A 17,390-nucleotide genomic window follows, 5' to 3' on the forward strand; every position below is an offset into this window, starting at 1 on the left:
AACCCGCAAGAACGCTGGCGGGAGATGTGAAACACTGTATATCATATCGCCCCGTTGCCATCGGCAGCGGTCTCAGGGGGATCGACAACAATGACGTCCGGATCACGACTCCGCTGGAGCGCCTGCGCTCTGGCGCTGGCTTCGGCATCGTTCGCTGCGGCGCAGACGACGGTCGATCAGCATCAACTCGGTTCCAACTATTCGGCGCTGTCGCAGATCAACACCGGCACGGTGGCGAACCTGCAGCCGGCCTGGGAATTCCACACGGGTGAAGTGCCGCCGCAAAAGGTGCCGGACAAGCTGATCGCCTTCGAAGACCAGCCCAGCCTGATCGACGGCAACCTCATCGTCTGCACGATCACGCGGCGACTCATTGCGCTCGATCCGCAGACGGGCAGGCAGCGCTGGGCGTTCGATCCGGAAGACCCCAGCATCGGCACGCAGAAGTGCCGCGGTATTTCGCACTGGGTCGATACGCAGGCGGCGGCGGATGCGGCCTGCCGCTCGCGCATCTTCCTCGGCACCGCAGACTATCGCCTGATGGCGATCGATGCGAAGACCGGCCAGCGCTGCGCGGGCTTCGGCCAGCAGGGCGAGGTGCGCATGCAATCGACCAAGCCGGAGATCTTCGCGGGTGAAGTCGTCGCGGGATCGAAGCCTGCGGTGGTCAATGATGTCGTCGTCGTCGGTTCGGCCGTCGCCGACAATCAGCGCGTGGATTCGCCGAGCGGCCGGGTGCTGGCCTTCGATGCACGCACCGGTCAGCCGCGCTGGGAATTCGATCCGGTACCGCGCGATGCGGCCGATCCGGCGATGAAGTCGTGGGGCAAGGGCACGCAGGGATACGGCGGCGGCAACGTGTGGTCGACCATGTCGGTCGATCAGGCGCTCGATCTCGTGTATCTGCCGACGACCAGTTCCTCGGGCGACTTCTACGGCGGCGGACGTCCCGGCGACAATCACTACACCTCATCGATCGTCGCCCTGAAGGGATCGACAGGCGAAGTCGTCTGGCATTTCCAGTTCGTTCATCACAACGTCTTCGACTACGACACGCCGAGCGCGCCGCTGCTGATCGATCTGCCGCAGGCGGACGGCAGCACGGTTCCGGCGCTTGTACAGAACAACAAGACCGGGCTGATCTTCATGTTCGACCGCGCGACGGGCAGACCGCTCGTGCCGATCGTCGAACGTCCGGTGCCGCAGACGAATACCGTGGCGGGAGAAAAACTCTCGCCGACGCAGCCGTTTCCCGAAGGCATGCCGGCCGTGGCGCCGCAGGGGTTTTCGCCCGACGATGCCTGGGGCTTCACGTTCTTCGATCGCTGGCTGTGCCGCCGCAGGATCGAGGAACGCAACTACGGGCCGATCTTCACGCCGCCGAGCGAGAAGGGGACGATCTTCTCGCCGTCGATGGGCGGCGGACCGAACTGGGGCGGCGGCGCTTACGATCCGGCCAGCAACATCATGGTCGTGCCTTCGAATCGCGTGCCCGCGATCATCACGCTCGTGCCGCGCGACAAAGCCGAACTGAAAGCATCGCAGGCCATCGAGGCAGGCGGTCCGATGATCTTCCCGGACGCCGGCTCACCGTTCGTACCGAAGATCGAGCCGCTGCTGTCGCCGCTCGGCGCGCCGTGTTCGGCACCGCCGTGGGCGGCGCTGACCGCGGTCGACCTGGTTCAGCGCAAGATCGTGTGGGAAGCCCCGTTGGGCAGCATCGAAAACATGATGCCGTTCAGTCCGCCCTGGGACATGGATTTCGATCTCGGCACGCCGGGTGCAGGCGGCCTGCTCGTCACCGGCGGCGGCCTGGTGTTCATCGGCTACACGCTCGACAACATGCTGCGCGCCTTCGACATCCGGACCGGCAAGGTGCTGTGGAAGGCGCCGCTGCCCGCGGCAGGCGTGGGCGTGCCGGTGACGTATGAAGCAGGCGGCGAGCAGTACGTCGTGATTCCTGCCGGCGGTCACAGCATGTATCAGTCGACGATGGGCGACTCGGTGGTCGCGTACAAACTGAAACGCTGACGACCTCGGTGCAACAACGCCGACACATACGCCGATTACGATCTTCCGGCATTTGCTTCCCGGCAGATGTTGGGGAGCGGGTGTGCGCGATCGAACGGCAGCAGGGGTCGACATCGACGTCGTCCTGGAAGACATCGAAAGGACGCGCTGGTTCATGCAATGCATCCTGCCGCACGAAGCGGCGCTCAGGGGCTGGCTGTCGCGCCGTCGCGCGCCCGTCGACATCGACGACATCGTGCAGGAGAGCTATGCGCTGCTGGCCGAGCGCGAGCGCATCGACGACATCCTGAATCCGCGCGCCTATCTGTTTCAGGTGGCGCATTCGCTGATGGTACGCAACATCCGGCGTGCGCGCATCGTGCCGATCCTGGCGGTCGAGGATCTCGGCACCATGGAAATCGCCGATGAGGCGGCCACTCCGGAACGGATGGCCATCGCACACGATGATCTGCGTCAACTGGCCGGCGTGATCGAGAGCATGCCGGGCCGGACTCGCGAAGCCTTCATCCTGCGTCGCGTGCGTGGACTGTCCCAGCGCGAGATCGCCGCACAGATGGGACTGTCGGAGAACACCGTCGAGAAACACATCGTCCGCGGCATTCGCTGGCTGGGCGACTGGATCGCGAGTGGCGGAGAGACGGGAAAGTTGAACTTTTTTTGACAGGTGGCGGAAACGCATTCATCGCGGCTCTCTGTTCTCGACTCCGCCATCGGCGGTCCACCGGGAAATCTCAGAACATGAATCGTTGCAAGAACGTCCTGCTGGCCAGCGCAATTGCCGCTGCACTGGCTTCCTCCGCGGCACTGGCACAACAGCGCACGCCATCCGCGGCAGGCGCCGACCCGGCGCTGGCGCGACCGGAAGCGGCTCGTGCACAGACGGACCAGCGTAGCGGCGGCGTGCGCGGCCGCGTGCTCAACACCGCCACCGGCGAGTACGTGCGCAATGCCGAGATCCGTGTCGAAGGCACGACGATCGTCGCCTACTCCGAGGACGGCGGAAACTTCCGTCTCAGCGGCGTGCCGGCCGGCGACGTGACTGTCGTGGTGAGATACACCGGCCTCAAGGAATCGCGAAGCGCCGCCACCGTCGTCGCGGGCGAAGTCGTGACGCTCGATGTCGAACTGCAGGTGCCTTCGTATGTTTCGGGGGCCGATGCCGCCGATCTGGACATGGTGATCGTCACCGCGCGGCGCGACGGCCAGGCCAGCGCCATCATGGAGCGGCGCGCCGCCATGAACGCGAAGAACGTCGTCGCCGCCGACAACTACGGCGCACTCACGATGGGCGACGTGGGCGAATTCATGAAGTCCATGCCCGGCATTTCCCTCGACTACACCGAAGTGGATGCCACTGCCGTGCGCATCGGCGGCCTCGATCCGAAGTATTCGACGTTCACCGTGGACGGCGCCCGCATGGCGACCGCCACGTCCAACAACAATACCGGCCGCCAGAACTCCTTCGAGCAGATGTCCATCACCGGCATCGAGTCGATCGAACTCAACAACACGCTCACCGCGCGTCTGGAGGCCGATTCTCCCGGCGGCCAGATCAACCTGCGCAGCAAGTACGCCTTCGATCGCACCGACCGCGATCTGGTGCTGCAGATCGGCAGCGTCGGCACGTCCGATGCGACGTCCTCGAGGAAATATTTCCCGGACGACCGCAAGCATTCGACGATCTATCCGTCGGGCCAGTTCGGTTTCGGCGATGTGTTCTTCGACGGCCGCTGGGGCGTGGCGTTCAACACCAGCTACAACGCCAACTACGTGCAGCAGGATCGTATCCAGACCGACTGGTCCTACCTCGCCGATGGCCGCGTTCTGCCGTATCGCGTCATGTGGCGCCCCGGCCCGAAGATGACGAGCCGCACGGCGGCCAACCTGAGCACGGACTTCCAGCTGACGGACGAAATCATCCTGTCGCTGCGCAGCACCTACTCGCTCTACGACGTCGAGTACTTCAATCAGTACACGTATCTCTACTTCGGCACCGATTCGACGTCCTACACGGCGCCGGGCTCGACGCCGACGCACATCGTCGTGAATCCGAACGGCAACAACACGCGCTTCCGCACCGAGTATTCGCATCGCTACGCCGGCACGCCGACCTACACGATCGCGCCGAAGATCGAATTCAAGGGCGATACGCTGGAAGCTGCCTTCCGTCCGAGCTATTCGCGATCGGAATTCAACTTCCGCGACAACAGCAAGGGCTTCTTCCAGCGCACGGACAGCTGGCTGACCGGCATCGGCTTCACGCTCGATCGTCCGTCGGAGGATTCGAATGCCTGGACGATCACGCAGACCGCCGGCCGCGACTGGAGCAACCCGAGGAACTTCAATCTCGATGCAGACATCGGCAACAACGTCCGCACCTCCGAGTCCGACGCCATCAACGAACAGTACGGCGGCTACCTCGACCTGAAGAAGGAACTCACGGTCAGTGACCTGCCGCTCACGCTGATGGGCGGCCTGGGCAGCCGCAAGAACGACTGGCGCACCAACGAAGGCTCCTTCCAGCAGTTCCAGTACGTCGGACCCAACGGCGACCTGACGCAGCGCGATCCTGCGGCCGTCATTCCGTGGACGCAGAACTACCAGTTCGAAATCATCGGCTTCGATGCCGGCAACATGAACGCCCAGAACTGGCGGGCCGACAGTCACTACGCGATGTACGACATCTATCGCGAACACCCCGAATACTTCGTGCCCGACACCGTCGGCAACCTGAAGCGCCAGCTCGACAACGACAAGCGAATCCAGGAACAGGTCGATGCTGCGTATCTCGAAGCGCAGACGCGCGTCGGCGACGCCCGGTTCGATCTCGGCCTGCGTTACGAGAAGACGCAGACGGCTGCGCGCATCGCCAACATCCGTCCGGCGAGCGAAGTGGCGGCGGCGGGCCTGGCGACCAACACCGTCGCGGGCCTGATGTACCAGTACAACGACGGCGTGTACTCCACGCGCGAAGGCGAGTACGACGACTGGTTCGCGAGCGGCGGCGTCAAATACGACTTCACGGAGAAGCTGGTGGGCCAGCTTGCTTTCAGCGAAGCCATCCTGCGTCCTGACTACGGCAACCTCGGCGGCGTGGTCGCGGTGAACGACGACACCATGATCGTGACCGTGCCGAATCCGGAGCTGAAGCCGGAGCACTCGACCAAGTATTTCGCGAGCCTGCAGTACTACCTCGAACCGTCCGGCATCCTCGGCCTGTCGTACTACCGGCTCGACATGCAGGACATGCAGGTGACGGGCATCACCGTCGATCCCGAAGACGTCGGCTTCAATCCCGACGAATATGCCGGCTACACGTTCCGCAGCGCCCAGAACATGCCCGGCACCAGCACCAACGAAGGGTTGACGTTCGAGTACAACCAGCAGCTCACGTTCCTGCCGGGGGCGCTGCGGGGCCTGGGTCTGTACGGCTCCATCACGCGCATCGAGACGGATGGCGAACGCCAGAACACACCCGCGCGCGCGGCCAACTGGGGAGTCGGCTACAGCTACGGTCCCTTCGACATCAAGATCAACGGCAACTATCAGTCGAAGTACCGGGTCAGCGGCCTGAACAACACGCCGACCACCGCCAACAACGGCATCCTGTATCACACCTCGCGCGACCTCTGGAACCTGAGCGCCAGCTACCGCCCGACCAGCAACATCGAACTGCAACTCGCCGGCCGCAACATCTTCAACGAACCCGACATCATCTACTCGAACGTGCCGAGCCGCGTTCAGCAGTACACGATCTACGGTTCGATGTGGAATTTCGGCGTCAAGGTCACTTTCTGATGTCTGATCCACGTTCGACGATCCGGGTGGCAGCAGCGCTGCTGTTGTGCACGTTCGTGGCGACGGCTGAACCCGTCGCCACGTCGTTGTCCCGGTTGCCGCTCGCGCAGAACGGCGGCACCTGGCCTTCCGGACATGTGCAGGGCATCGCCGTGGATGTGCAGGGCGGCTACCTCTACTACTCGTTCACCGATCTGCTGGCGAAATACGATTTCAGCGGCCGGCTCATCGGCACGCTGGTCGGCTGGACCGGTCACCTCGGCGATCTCGATTTCAATCCGGCCGACGGGAAGCTCTATGGATCGCTCGAATACAAGGAAGACCGGGCGTTCTATATCGCACTGATCGATGCGGGCCGGATCGATCGTCCCGGGATCGAGGCAGGCACGAGCGACGTGTTCCGCACGGTTCATCTCGCGGAAGTGGCGAGCGACTACGGCGCCGATCTCGACGGCGACGGCAGACTCGACGACACCGTGGATCGCCGCTACGGCTGCTCCGGAATCGATGGCGTCGGTTTCGGTCCTGCGTTCGGGCAGGTCGATGGGCCGCGCTATCTCACGGTCGCCTATGGCATCTACGGCAATACCGCGCGCGAGGACAACGACCATCAGGTGCTGCTGCAGTACGACGTCAGCGATTGGCACCGATACGCGCGACCTCTGGACGAGGCGAAGCCGCATCGCAGCGGTCCCACGGAACTGCATGGAAAGTACTTCGTCCGCACCGGCAACACGACGTGGGGCGTGCAGAATCTTTCCTACGACGAATCGCTGCAGCGCTGGTTCATGGGCGTCTACCGGGGCAGGAAGCCGTCGTTTCCCAACTACCTGCTGTTCGCGATCGATGCGCGCACGCAGCCGCAGACGGGCGATCTCGTCGGCGTGCCCGCTGCCGACGGCAAACAGAAGCAATTGCTCGAACTCGCCGACGATGGCCTGAAGGATGCTGCCACCGGCGTGCGCGGCTGGAATCAGAAGGCCGATGTCGGATTCCAGCCCGTCGGCGCCGGATTGTTCTTTGTCTCGGTGAACTCGGGCAGCAAGCGCGCACAGACTGCCGATCTCACCCTGATGCGCTGGACAGGCGATGCGACCCGGCCGTTCGTGCCCGTTACCGGGAAGAGGATTCCATGAGCATCGACATCGAACGCCGCCGTCTCATCGTCGGCGGCACGCTGGGCCTGGGCGCATTGATGCTGCCGATCGGCCGCAGTCTCGCCGCAGACCTGCTGGGGGCGAGAGGCTTCACGCACAATGTCGCGAGCGGCGAGCCGGGTTGCGATTCCATGCTGCTGTGGACCCGCTACGTTCCGTCGGCGAACGTCGATGACGTTCGCGTCGAGGTCGAAGTTGCGACGGATGCCGATTTCACCCGCGTGGTTGCCGGCGGCAGCGGGCGCACCGGCGCGTACCGCGACTGGACAGTCAAACTGACGGTCGACGGTCTGCAGCCCCGCACGACCTACTGGTATCGCTTCATTGCGCCGGATGGCGGCAAGTCGCCGGTCGGGCGCACGAAAACATTGCCGGTGGGCGAGGTCGATCGCTTCGGCCTCGGCGTGTTCTCCTGCTCGAACCTGCCGCTGGGCTGGTTCAATGCCTATGCCCACGCGGCGGCGCGCGAGGATCTCGATCTGTGGCTGCACGTCGGCGATTACCTTTACGAATACGGCATCGCATCGTTCAAGGACAAGCTGGTGGCAGGCCGCGAGATCATGCCGGCGCACGCTCACGAGATGATCAGCCTCGCCGACTATCGACTGCGATTCGCCTGCTATCGCGCCGATGCCGACTTGCAGCGACTGCATCAGAGGGCACCGATGGTCGCACTCTGGGACGACCACGAGATCACCAACGACAGCTGGGAAGGCGGTGCGCAGAATCACCAGCCCGAATCCGAAGGCGACTGGAACGCGCGCCGTGCTGCAGCGATGCAGGCGTATCGCGAGTGGCTGCCGGTATCCGAAGAGCCGTGGCAGGCGTATCGCATCGGCACACTCGCGACGCTGTACCGCACCGAATCGCGCATGCTGGCGCGCACGCGACCCGCCTATCCGGAACTGGCGAAGGCGCATGAAGCCGACGATCCCGAGGCAGCACTGCGCGAGTTCCGCGACGGTGCCTGGCGCGATCCGACTGCCACGATGCTGGGCTCGGATCAGGAGTCGTGGCTCGCCCACGAATTCAGGCGCAATGCGTCGGCTGCACACTGGCAGATGGTCGGCATGGGCACGATCATGGGACGAACGCTGATGCCGGACGAGGCGCCGGACTGGCTTCGCCCCGGCACCAGCGCGCGCACCGTGGAAAAATTCCGTCGCGAGGTGCGTGCGTCGCGGCTCGACGTACCGATGTGGATGGATCGCTGGGATGGTTATCCGGCCGCCCGTTCGCGCCTGCTTCGATCCGCCCAGCAAGCCGATGCGGACCTCGTGATGCTGTCGGGCGACAGTCACAACGCCTGGGCCTATTCGCTGGCGGAAGACGGACAGCCCGCGGGCGTCGAGTTTGCCGGTCACAGCGTGACGTCTCCCGGCATGGAAGGGCAGATGGGTGCCGATCCGAAAGAAGTCGCTCGTGCCTTCATTGCGAGAAATCCGGAACTGGTCTGGGCCGACACCAGCCAGCGCGGCTACCTGCTGATCGACATCACGCCGCAACGAGTGACGGGCGAGTGGCTGTTCATGCGAACGACGAAGTCGCGCAGCACGGAGGTGGCCGGCGCGCATCGCATTGCCGTCGAGCGGGGGCGACGCAGGTTTCCGGTCTGAACCGTTCAATCAAGGCAGGGAATCCCAATCCGTTTTGTTCTCCCCTTCCTCCGCGCAGCGGGGGAGGGCTCTTACTGTGGGGCCGGCTTCAGCCGGCCTCTTTATCAGAGTCAGGCTAAAGCCTGACCTACAAAAGAGGCAGCGAACAACCGGAGAGAACAATCAGCCGGCCTTCAAGGCCAGAAAGACGAAAGGGACTGCGACGGTCGCGGGATGATGCCCAGACCGGGCGAATCAGGGCGCGCACCCTTTACATTGCGACGCCGCATTCCGTACTCTCCGGCCATCCTGGAACGCCGCTCCCGATGCGCATTTTCCATTTAGCCCGAACCCCGCCGCAGTGGCTGCGAATTGCATTCGCAGCGCTGATGCTGGCGTTCGCGCTGAATTCGATTGCGCATGTCGCGCATCAGCACGATGCGACGCAGGTGTCGGTCGCTCATCATGCCGTCTGCGGCTACTGCATCACGTTCGGCGGTCTCGCCGGCGAGCCCGGCCACAGCCATACGATCGAAAGGGCGGCCCCGGCCGAAACCATTCCGGTCATCACCGTCGTTGCCCGCCTGCCGGCGCAGATCCAGACGTCGGCCCGTCCACGCGCTCCTCCCGTTTCCTGAACCGCACTGTCATTGCCCCTCGTCATCGAGGGATCCGTCGCGCCGGCCGTGCCGTCGCGATCCGTGTGCCATTTTCAGGAATCCAGTCGTCATGCATCCGTTCAATCTGCTGCGCTTCGGCGCGGCTGCTCTATTCATTGCCCAATCCACATTGGCCGCCGACGGCGAACCCGAAGAGGTCGTCGTGACCTCGACGGCGCTGCGCGAAAGTCCGCTCGAAGTCGCGCAGCCGACCGCCGTCCTTGCCGGGGACACGTTGCGGCGCCAGATCGCCAGCAGCATCGGCGAAACCCTGTCGAAGGAACTCGGCCTGAGTTCGACCTACTTCGGTCCGAGTGCGAGCCGTCCGGTCATTCGCGGGCTCGGCGGCTACCGCGTGCAGACGCTGCAGGACGGACTCGCCTCGCTCGATGTCGCGAGCCTCAGCCAGGACCACGCCGTGTCGGTCGAATCGGTGGTATCGCAGCAGATCGAAGTGATCAAAGGACCCGCCGCACTGCTGTACGGCAGCGGTGCATCGGGCGGCCTCGTGAACGTGGTGACCAACCGCATTCCGATGAGCACGCCGCGCGAGCCGCTCGGCGGCGCCGTCGAACTGCGCGGCGATACGGCCACCAACGAACGCACCGGCGCCGCATCGCTCGATGGCGGCGCGGGGCTGCTGGCGTTCCACGCGGACTACTTCAAGCGCGACACCGACGACGTCGAGATTCCCGGCTATGCACAGTCCGACGCGTTGCGTCGCCAGCTGATCGAAGCCGGAGAGGAGCCCGATGACATTCGCGGCTACATTCCCAACACCGCGAGCGAAGCCGAAGGCGGTGCGCTCGGCGCCTCGCTGGTCGGCGCCGCCGCACGCGGCGGTGTGTCGTGGAGCCGTTACGAAACCACGTACGGCATTCCCGGCGAGGAAGAAGCCTTCATCGACATGAAGCAGGATCGCTTCGACGGCAAGGCCGAGTGGGATCTGCAGGGCGCGCTGACCATGCTGCACCTGAGCGGTTCGTACAACGACTACACGCATACCGAGTTCGAAGGCCCGGGCGAACCGGGAACGGTGTTCAATCAGACGGCCTACGAGACGCGACTCGCCGCCGACAACGATCTCGGCAATGGCTGGCGCGGCACGACCGGCATTCAATACGTCGACGTCGATTTCGCCGCCATCGGCGAGGAGGCGTTCGTGCCGTCGTCGGTGACCCGGCAGATGAGCGTGTTCGCTTTCGAGGAGCGGCACTTCGATGCCTGGACGGTCGAACTCGGCGCGCGTGCAGAAAAGCAGACGATCGATGTCGACCCCGCGGCGGCGCTGCCGGACTACGATGAAACGGCGGTGAGCCTGTCGGCCGGTGCGGTCTGGAACTTCCGCACGGACAATGCGCTGGCGCTGAATGTGACGCGCACCCAGCGAAATCCGCAGTCGACCGAACTGTACGCGAGCCCGGAAGCGCCGCACGTGGCGGCACAGCGGTTCGAAACCGGCGATCCGGATCTCGACAAGGAAGAGGCCGTCACTGCGGATCTGTCGCTGCGTCGCATGGGAGATGGCATCCAGTGGACCGTGAGTGCCTTCTACAACGACTACAGCAACTACATCTACGAAAACCCGACCGGCGTGTTCCAGCCCACGGAGGAGGGCGACGAGTTCCAGGTGTTCGAGTACATGCAGGGCGGCGCGAAGTTTCACGGCGTCGAGGCCGAGGTGCTGTTCCCGTTGCTGACGTCCGGCGACCGTTCATTGCAATTGCGACTCGCCTCCGACTACGTGCGCGGCAAGCTCGACAACGGCGACGATCTGCCGCAGATCCCGCCGCTGCGCTTCGGCGCCGGGCTGCATTACGACCAGGGTGACTGGCACCTCGGTCTCGACACGTACTACTACGACAGACAGGACCGCATCGCGGCGAACGAGTTGCCTACGGACAGCTTCACCCTGGTCGATCTCGATACGAGCTATCGACTGCCGATCGGCAATTCACATGCGTTGCTGTTCCTGCGCGGCACGAACCTGCTGGACGAGGATGCGCGTCAGCACGCCTCGCCGCTCAAGGACATCGCGCCGCTGCCGGGTCGTGCGCTGCATCTGGGGGCGCGCGTGGAGTTCTGAGGATGGTTCCTGTGGGTCAGGCTTCAGCCTGACTGTTTTCAGGCCGGCTGAAGCCGGCCCCACAGGGCTATTTCAACAACGAAGGGCCGGAGAAGATCTGATGGTGCTCGCGGAATCTCACTCAGGCACGAGATTCTGCCGCAGCGCGAACCGCACCAGCTCCGCATTGTTTTCCAGCTGCAGCGTCTGCATGAGATGGTACTTGTGGTCTTCGACGGTGCGGATCGACAGGTGGAGATCGTGTGCGATCTCTTTCATGCGCTTGCCCTGCGCGATCAGTCTCAGCACTTCGATCTGGCGTGGCGTGAGATCCTGCGGCGACGGATCCGCACGTTCATCCAGTTTGCTGAGCAAGCCGCGCGTGATGAGCGGAGTCACGTAGGTCCGACCGTCCATCACGGTGCGGATCGCATCGAGCAGTTCTTCTCCGGCCGCATGTTTCAGCACGTAGCCGCTGGCGCCGCCGCGCATCGCCTCCGCGGCAAGGGCGAACTCGGCGTGTACCGTGAGGAAAATGAACCGTGCGGCACTGCCTTCGGCACGCAGCTGGCGCATGGCGTCGAGGCCGCTCATGCCGGGCATCGCGATGTCGCTGACGATGATGTCGGGTTGGAGCCGCAGCGCTTCCCGGATGAGTTGCATGCCATCGCCGACCTTGCCGATCAGTTCGCCGACATCGTCGATGAGTCGACCGAGTCCCTCGGCGACCATCGCATGATCGTCTGCAAGCAGCACGCTAGGACGCATCGGACGCTCCGCTGGGTAACGTCACGCTCAGGACCGTGCCTGATTGTGGCGCCGTGCGAATGTCGAGCGTTCCTCCCAGCATGCGCACCCGCTCGCCGAGACTGACCAGTCCCAGTCCGGCGCGTTCGGTACCATTGCGCTCGAATCCCTTGCCATCGTCGCTGATTTGCATCCGAACGCAGTCCTCTCCGTGCTCCAGGCCGATATGCACATGTTGCGCCCGCGCATGCTGCCAGACATTGCGCAGGGCTTCCTGCGTAACCCGGTACAGACAAACCTCTATTGCTTTCTGCAAGCTGCGCCAATTCGGATCTACAGAGAGTTCTACCTCGATGCCGCTTTCCGCAGTGAATTCATCACAGCGCGCACGTAATGCCTGCGGCAGTCCGAGATGCTCGAGCACGCCGGGATGCAGGTCGTGCGACAGATGCCGCAGATCGGTGGACAGCGACGCCGTCTGTTGCTGCAGGCTGGCGAGTTCGCCGCGGTTCTGGTCGTCCGGGGCGGCGCGTTTCAGGCGGCTCAGTGCAATCGACAGCGATGCGACGCGCTGGCCGATGTCGTCGTGGAGATCGCGCGCAATGCGGGTGCGCTCCTCCTCCTGCGCGGTGATCAGGCGGGTAGTGAGGTTGCGCAGCTGGGTGTAGCTCGCGCTCAGCGCGGCTCTGGCGCGCGCGCGATTGCGGCGTTCGAACAGGATGGCGACGATGAGCGATGTCTGTACCAGGCCGATGCCGAGCGCAGCGATCACGGTATTCCGATGGTCGCGCCACAGGCTCGGCTCGCGAAACTCCACCGTGCTGCCGGCCGGCAGACGGCTTTCGGGAATGTGCCAGCGCTTGAGCTGGCGCGCGTCGAAGACCATCGAGGTGTAGCGGGTGGCGGACAGCGTCTCGACGCGGGGCGGCGCACCATCGAGACGTTCCAGCACGTGGCGCGCGTATTCGCGGCCGGTCAATCGCCAGTCCGCGACCGGTCCGCCCATCATGCCGAGATACGCGTCCTTGCCTTCGAGGCCGAAAATCGGACGATTGGTGGCGGTGGCGAGCCGGTGCGCGATCTCGCTCGGCAGGAAAGGGCGATCGTCGGCATCGCGCACGATGCCGAAATAGAAGCTGATGGTGTCGTCCGGCAGGCGAGTGAGCCGGTCGAACAGGTCGGCTTCGCGCAATCCCGAGAGGTTCAGGACTTCGAGTCCCTGTTCGCGGACCTGCGCCGACCACCAGCCCGCGCGCTCCTGCTCGAGCTTCGACGCGCCCTGCACGATGGCGATCCGCCGCGTGTGGGGCAGCAGCCTGCGCGCCACTCTCAGGTACTCGGGAAAATAGTTCTCCAGCACCAGACCCGACACGATCGGATGTGCGGCCGGAATGTCCACTGTGAGCTCGCCCAGCGTACCGAACGTGATCGGCACGTCGGGCCACATGTGCGCCGGCCGGTCGACCAGCAACTGCAGCGTGGCCTGGGCGGTCACCGCGATCACATCGATTCGCCGGCCTTCGTACTTGCGATACAGCCAGGACAGAAAGTCCTGCCGGTGCGCGCTTCGGTCGCCGAACCGCAGATCGTCCAGGTACTCGATGTAGACGGTCGGCGGCTTCGCGGCCTGGGAGATGCCGCTGCGAAAACCTTCGTTGATCTGGCGCACGTACTCGAACTCGGGCGCCTGTTCCCAGATCAGCAGGATTGCGCGCTCTTCGGGAAGCGGAGGGCTTCGAGACGCATGCGCAAGCGGAACCGCGGCGAATGCCACGATCAGCAGCGCCAGTCCTGTCGCTCCGAAGTTCATGAATGCCAGTGTTGTCTGCCGGGTCTGTCCATAGCATAGCCCGGCCGTCGCTATGGATGCATGACCGCGCCTGCCGTTTTTGCCGCCAGCTTCCCGTAGTTTCCACGTGCGCTTTCCCGCGGTTCTCCGGATGCCGGCGCCGAAGGAGCTGCCTAGCCTGTGCCTCACGACGAGCGCCAGTCGGGCGCACGGTGGAGCAGTACTGCCCATGAGGCGTCAGCGAATCGTGCTCGCGGAGGATCACGACGCAGTGGCCGAGCAACTGCGCAGCGTGCTCGCCGATCACTACGACGTGGAAGTGGTCGGCGATGGCGATGCATTGCTGCAGGCTGTCGAAAGGGAGCGGCCGGATGCCGTGGTGACGGACATCGCCATGCCCCGACGCAACGGACTGCTGGCCGCCCGCGCCGTACTCAATCGCTATCCCGAACTCGCCGTGGTGTTCGTGAGCATCTCCGACGCGCCGGAAATGATCCGGCATGCGCAGTCGCAGGGTGTCCTGGGCTACGTGCTGAAGTGCGATGCGGGCGAGGAGCTGCTGCAGGCGGTGCAGTCGGCGCTGCGCGGGACACTCTACATCTCGCTGCACGCGCGCATGGCGCTCGGTGCGCTGTGATGCACGCACCCGACTTTCTGCCGTTGCGGTTCCGTAGTTCCCACGTTCTTTTTCCCGGAGTTCTTCGGATGCGATCACGCCCATCGATTACTAGCATCGTCACCCGCGACGAAAGTCTGCGACTGCCTGCACGGACGACTCAACGAGGAAAGAGCAGCATCATGCGCAGCCGGCAAGTTCCTGTCCGTATCAAGTGCCTGAGCGCGCCGGCGGCGTGCGTGCTGCTCTCATGGCTGGGAATGCCGGCGCATGCGCAGGATGCTGGCGGGATGGAGGAGCGGTTGCGCCGCCTCGAAGAGCGGCAGGCCTCCTACGAACGCGAACTGTCGTCGCGCGACACACGGATCCGCGAACTCGAAAGCGAAGTGGCGCGGTTGTCCGGCCGCAGCGTTCCTGCAGTTGCGGCCGCGTCGCAGCCGCCACCTGCGCAAGGGACATTGCCGCCTGCACCGTTCCAGGATCCGGAGCAGCAGTCGAACGAACCCTTCGGCCTGTTCACGCCCGGCAGGGGCTTCACGGTGGCACGCACGGAGTGGGGCGAACTGCAGCTCAGCGTGTTCAGCTATCTGCGTTACCTGAACCAGAAAGGGCTCGACGATACCTACGTCGATCACTTCGGCTTGACGCGCGACGTCGACATCCGCAACGACTTCGAGATCAACAAGGTCTTCCTCTACACGCAGGGATGGTTCCTGGATCCCAAGTTCAGATACACATTCTATGTGTGGGCCTCGGGCGCCACGATCGGCAGCACCACCGGCATTCTCACGGCCGGCAACCTGACCTACACCTTCAACGATGCCGTCACCCTCGGCGGCGGCGTGCTTGCCCTGCCGTCGACACGCAGCATGGACGGACAGTTCCCCTGGTGGGATCGGGTCGATGCGCGCCTGATGGCCGACGACTTCATGCGGGGCAGCTTCACCCAGGGCATCTGGGCGAACGGCAAGATCACCGACACGCTGAACTACAAGATCGGTCTCGGCAACAATCTCAACGGTTTCGGCGCCGGTGCGGCACGGCTGGACGACAACATGAACACGGTGGCCGCCGCGTTGACGTGGATGCCGACCACCGGCGAATTCGGACCGCGCGCCGGCTTCGGCGACTACGAGCACCACGACAAGCTGGCGACGCTGTTCAGCGCCCACTTCACCACGAGCACGGAAGATCGCGAGAGCCAGCCGGGCCTCGATGCGCCGGAGAACACGCAGATCCGGCTGTCCGACGGCGTCACGGTGTTCACTCCGGATGCGCTGGCGCCCGGCGTGATCGTGAACAAGCTCGACTACCGGCTGCTGTCGATGAGCGCCGGCATGAAGTATCGCGGCTTCTATCTCGAGGCCGAGGCCTATCGTCGCTGGCTGAAGAACTTCCGCACCAACGCCGCGCTCGATATCGATGAACTGACGGACGACGGCATGCAGGTGCAGGGCTCCTTCATGCTGATTCCCTCGACGTTCCAGGTTTACGCAGGCGCTTCCAAGGTCTGGGGCGAGTACGGCGATCCCTGGGATGCGGCCGTCGGCATCAACTGGTGGCCGTGGAAGAAGCGTGGGTTCCGCATCAACTCGGAACTGCTGCACATGGAGGATGCGCCGCTGGGTTCGGTGATGCTGCCGTATCCCGTCGGCGCCAATGGCTGGATCTTCATGACCAACGCCGAGCTTTCCTTCTGAACGACACATACACAGCGGACAGACATCCCAAGGAGTTCTTTATGTCGACGATCCTCAGAAATGCCGCGCTCGGTGCGGTGATGACGGCCATGCTGGGTGCGTGTGCCACGCAGCCGGAAAAAAGCGCTGTGCCTGTCGCACCTGCAGCGGCCCCGGCGACAGCGGACGCCGATGCTCCGTGGAAAGCGCAGGCCGCACTGCCGCACCGCAGTCTTGCGTCGTTCGCCAAGCCCAGTAACGAACAGGCCTGCTACGACCGCAAGAAGGAGCCGTACACGCCCGTCGTCGACGCGCACTTCCATCCGCGTCCCTTCGGCGGCCAGGCGATTCCACCGCAGGAACTTTTCGAATACTTCGACAAGCTCGGCGTGCGCTTCGTCAACTACTTCGGCATCGGCCAGTCGCTCGACATGCGCTCCGCATGCACCTACTACCTCGACTGTCCGGGCACGTCGGCGCTGCCGAGCATCAAGAATGACTTCGTCAACGGACAGGAGACGAAAGCGTATCCGCATCCGAACCTGAACATCACGCTGTCGATGACATTCATGGATCTCGCGCATCCCGAAGACATCGTCAAGACCATCGAACTCTACGACAGGGAGTTCCCGGGCATGTTCAAGTGGTCCGGCGAGCTCAACGTGTTCAAGCAGGCGCTGGTGCCGAACAAGCACGAGCCGGCAACGATTGCGTCGATCGACGCCTGGGCGCCGTTCATGAAGGTCCTGCGCGAGCGTGGCATTCCCGTCACGCTGCACATGGATCTCGGCAGCGATGCCGAGCCGACCAGGAACGTGTACCTGATGAAGCACATTCTGGAGAAGTATCCGGACAACAAGATCGTCTGGGCGCATGCAGGATTGTCGAAGGAACTGCAGCACATGGATCCGGCGCTGCACGTGCGCCTCATGGCGGAAGCCTTCGCGCTGAGCAAGAACCTGATGCTCGATATTTCGTGGGACGTGCTCTACAACGCGTATCACGAGTTCGGTCCGCAGTTCATCGCGTTCTTCAACGTCTATCCCGACCGCATCCTGCCGGGCTCGGATTTCGTCGCCGCGCGCAACAAGGGTTTCGAGCAGTACGCGAAGGAGTTCGAGGTCACCAGCCGCGCGCTCAAATTTCTGAGCGACGATGCCTTCCGCAAGATCGCGCTCGGCGAGAACTATTTCCGGCTGATGAATCTCGACTACCAGGCGCCGGAAATCTGCAAGTAGCCGCCATGGACAGGAG

Annotated in this window: 12 protein-coding genes; 10 read left to right on the forward strand and 2 right to left on the reverse strand. The window is 64.0% G+C overall.

Features of this window, described 5'->3' with window-relative positions; all coding sequences use genetic code 11:
* Nucleotides 1–90: 90 nt before the first annotated feature.
* The 7 genes from V7D81_RS14875 (at nt 91) to V7D81_RS14905 (ending at nt 11,326) form a co-directional block, all read left to right on the forward strand.
* Nucleotides 91–2,031: a pyrroloquinoline quinone-dependent dehydrogenase gene (locus V7D81_RS14875; protein WP_324317606.1), complete on the forward strand. Its 1,941-nt coding sequence runs from the start codon at nt 91–93 to the stop codon at nt 2,029–2,031.
* Nucleotides 2,032–2,113: 82 nt separating this feature from the next.
* The gene (locus V7D81_RS14880; protein ID WP_324317608.1) at nt 2,114–2,692 is read left to right on the forward strand and encodes an RNA polymerase sigma factor; all 579 of its coding nucleotides are present in this window, start codon (nt 2,114–2,116) and stop codon (nt 2,690–2,692) included.
* 77 nt (nt 2,693–2,769) lie between these two features.
* Nucleotides 2,770–5,829, forward strand: a complete 3,060-nt coding sequence (locus tag V7D81_RS14885; RefSeq protein WP_324317610.1) for a TonB-dependent receptor — start codon at nt 2,770–2,772, stop codon at nt 5,827–5,829.
* Complete coding sequence (locus V7D81_RS14890) at nt 5,829–6,965, forward strand: hypothetical protein (RefSeq protein WP_324317612.1); 1,137 nt, start codon at nt 5,829–5,831, stop codon at nt 6,963–6,965. The genes V7D81_RS14885 and V7D81_RS14890 overlap by 1 nt, the downstream gene beginning before the upstream one ends.
* Nucleotides 6,962–8,602, forward strand: coding sequence for an alkaline phosphatase D family protein (locus V7D81_RS14895; RefSeq protein ID WP_324317614.1), 1,641 nt, complete (start codon nt 6,962–6,964; stop codon nt 8,600–8,602). Before V7D81_RS14890 ends, V7D81_RS14895 begins: the two co-directional genes overlap by 4 nt.
* Before the next feature lie 368 nt (nt 8,603–8,970).
* A complete protein-coding gene (locus V7D81_RS14900) occupies nt 8,971–9,219 on the forward strand; it encodes a DUF2946 family protein (RefSeq protein WP_324317616.1) in 249 nt (82 codons plus the stop codon).
* Nucleotides 9,220–9,310: 91 nt separating this feature from the next.
* Nucleotides 9,311–11,326 (forward strand): TonB-dependent receptor, encoded by a 2,016-nt coding sequence (locus tag V7D81_RS14905; RefSeq protein ID WP_324317618.1) that lies wholly within the window; start codon nt 9,311–9,313, stop codon nt 11,324–11,326.
* A 117-nt stretch (nt 11,327–11,443) separates the two neighbouring features.
* Here the strand turns inward: V7D81_RS14905 and V7D81_RS14910 are convergent, their stop codons facing one another.
* Both V7D81_RS14910 and V7D81_RS14915 read right to left on the reverse strand, forming a co-directional pair.
* Nucleotides 11,444–12,073, reverse strand: a complete 630-nt coding sequence (locus V7D81_RS14910; protein ID WP_324317619.1) for a response regulator transcription factor — start codon at nt 12,071–12,073, stop codon at nt 11,444–11,446.
* Complete coding sequence (locus V7D81_RS14915; RefSeq protein ID WP_324317621.1) at nt 12,063–13,862, reverse strand: sensor histidine kinase; 1,800 nt, start codon at nt 13,860–13,862, stop codon at nt 12,063–12,065. Before V7D81_RS14915 ends, V7D81_RS14910 begins: the two co-directional genes overlap by 11 nt.
* Before the next feature lie 208 nt (nt 13,863–14,070).
* Here V7D81_RS14915 and V7D81_RS14920 point away from each other — a divergent pair, with 208 nt between their 5' ends.
* The 3 genes from V7D81_RS14920 (at nt 14,071) to V7D81_RS14930 (ending at nt 17,374) form a co-directional block, all read left to right on the forward strand.
* A complete protein-coding gene (locus V7D81_RS14920; protein WP_324317623.1) occupies nt 14,071–14,478 on the forward strand; it encodes a response regulator in 408 nt (135 codons plus the stop codon).
* A 161-nt stretch (nt 14,479–14,639) separates the two neighbouring features.
* Nucleotides 14,640–16,157, forward strand: a complete 1,518-nt coding sequence (locus V7D81_RS14925) for a hypothetical protein (protein WP_324317625.1) — start codon at nt 14,640–14,642, stop codon at nt 16,155–16,157.
* Nucleotides 16,158–16,198: 41 nt separating this feature from the next.
* The gene (locus V7D81_RS14930) at nt 16,199–17,374 is read left to right on the forward strand and encodes an amidohydrolase family protein (RefSeq protein ID WP_324317628.1); all 1,176 of its coding nucleotides are present in this window, start codon (nt 16,199–16,201) and stop codon (nt 17,372–17,374) included.
* Nucleotides 17,375–17,390: the final 16 nt, after the last annotated feature.

Origin of the sequence: Povalibacter sp. (assembly GCF_036735925.1) — a bacterium.
Taxonomy (GTDB): domain Bacteria; phylum Pseudomonadota; class Gammaproteobacteria; order Steroidobacterales; family Steroidobacteraceae; genus Steroidobacter.

Coding starts and splice junctions, on each gene's coding strand:
- V7D81_RS14910 (WP_324317619.1), bottom strand. CDS start 12,073: ATGCGTCCTAGCGTGCTGCTTGCAGACGATCATGCGATGGTCGCCGAG.
- V7D81_RS14930 (WP_324317628.1), top strand. CDS start 16,199: ATGTCGACGATCCTCAGAAATGCCGCGCTCGGTGCGGTGATGACGGCC.
- V7D81_RS14920 (WP_324317623.1), top strand. CDS start 14,071: ATGAGGCGTCAGCGAATCGTGCTCGCGGAGGATCACGACGCAGTGGCC.
- V7D81_RS14900 (WP_324317616.1), top strand. CDS start 8,971: ATGCTGGCGTTCGCGCTGAATTCGATTGCGCATGTCGCGCATCAGCAC.
- V7D81_RS14925 (WP_324317625.1), top strand. CDS start 14,640: ATGCGCAGCCGGCAAGTTCCTGTCCGTATCAAGTGCCTGAGCGCGCCG.
- V7D81_RS14890 (WP_324317612.1), top strand. CDS start 5,829: ATGTCTGATCCACGTTCGACGATCCGGGTGGCAGCAGCGCTGCTGTTG.
- V7D81_RS14895 (WP_324317614.1), top strand. CDS start 6,962: ATGAGCATCGACATCGAACGCCGCCGTCTCATCGTCGGCGGCACGCTG.
- V7D81_RS14905 (WP_324317618.1), top strand. CDS start 9,311: ATGCATCCGTTCAATCTGCTGCGCTTCGGCGCGGCTGCTCTATTCATT.
- V7D81_RS14915 (WP_324317621.1), bottom strand. CDS start 13,862: ATGAACTTCGGAGCGACAGGACTGGCGCTGCTGATCGTGGCATTCGCC.
- V7D81_RS14885 (WP_324317610.1), top strand. CDS start 2,770: ATGAATCGTTGCAAGAACGTCCTGCTGGCCAGCGCAATTGCCGCTGCA.
- V7D81_RS14875 (WP_324317606.1), top strand. CDS start 91: ATGACGTCCGGATCACGACTCCGCTGGAGCGCCTGCGCTCTGGCGCTG.